This window comes from Phenylobacterium sp. 58.2.17 (assembly GCF_026411515.1).
Taxonomy (GTDB): domain Bacteria; phylum Pseudomonadota; class Alphaproteobacteria; order Caulobacterales; family Caulobacteraceae; genus Phenylobacterium.
The window spans coordinates 1-1,303 of sequence record NZ_JAPMTQ010000099.1; the positions used below are offsets into that span (position 1 = coordinate 1).

General features: G+C 77.9%; 1 pseudogene. It reads left to right on the plus strand.

The features are described 5' to 3' along the window. Positions 1–1,303: pseudogene (locus OUA97_RS23190) on the plus strand (chromosome segregation protein SMC); the annotation flags it as partial.

The window sequence follows — 1,303 nt, forward strand, 5'->3', positions numbered from 1 at the left end:
GGGCGCGCAGCTGGGGCCCGCCGTCACCCCGCAGAGCGAGGAGGCCCGCGCCGAGCTCGAGCGCGCCCAGGCCGCGCTGGCCGCCGTCCGCGCCGCGCTCGAAACCGCCGAGGAAGACCGCGGCAAGGCCGCCGCCGCCGAGGCCGAGGCCCGCGAGGCCGCCCGCAAGCAGGACGAGCACCTCGGCCGATTGACCGCCGAGGCCCGCGCCCTGGCCCAGATCGTCGCCCAGCAGCGCCGCGCCGGCTTCGCCCCGGCCCTCGACTCCGTGGTTCCGGCCCGCGGCTATGAACGCGCGGTCGCCGCCGCCCTCGGCGACGACCTCGACGCCGCCCTCGACCCCAAGGCCCCGGCCTTCTGGGGCGGCGGCGAGGCCTCCTCCGCCGCCTGGCCGACCGGCGTCGAGCCGCTGGCCCCGAAGGTCAAGGCCCCCGACGCATTGGCCGCCCGCCTGGCGCACATCGCCGTGGTCCCCCGCGAGGACGGCGATCGCCTGCAGGCCGCGCTGCCGCCCGGCGCGCGGCTGGTCTCCAAGGAAGGCGACCTCTGGCGTTGGGACGGCTTCGTCGCCCGCGCCGACGCGCCCAAGCCCGCCGCCATCCGCATGGAGCAGAAGACCCGGCTGGCCGAGGTCGAGACCGAGATCGAGGCCGTCTCGCCGCGCGCGGCGACCGCCAAGGAAGCCCTGGCCGCCGCCTCCACCAAAGTCCGCGCCGCCGAGGACGCCGTCCGCGACGCTCGCCGCGAACCGCCGGCGGCCGAGCAGAAGGTCTCGATCGCGCGCGGCAATCTGGAGAAGCTCGACCGCGAGGCGACCCGCCGCGAGGCCCAGGCTCAGTCGCTGGACGACATGATCGGCCGCTTCGAGGCCGAACTCGCCGACGCCGAGCAGATCCTGGCCACCGCCGTCGCCGAGACCTCCAGCCAGGCCGAGGCCGGCGACCTGGTCGAGCGTCTGGCCGCCGCCCGCGCCGCCGCTGGTCCGGCCCGCGAGGCTGCGTCCGCCGCCCGCTCGGCCCTCGAACTGGAAGTGCGCGAGCGCGACGGCCGCGCCCGTCGGCACGAGAACCTCAAGCGCGACAGCGACGACTGGACCCGGCGCGGCGCGACCGCCGCCCGCCGCCTGGACGACCTGGCCGAGGGCCGCGCCAAGGTGCAGGCCAATCTCGACAAGGCGCTCGAGGCCCCGGCCTCGCACCAGGAGCGGCTCGGCAAGCTGCTGGACGAGCTCGCCGCCGCCGAGGCCCGCCGCGCCCAGTCCGCGGACGCGCTGGCCCAGGCCGAGGCGGCCCGCACCTGTCTC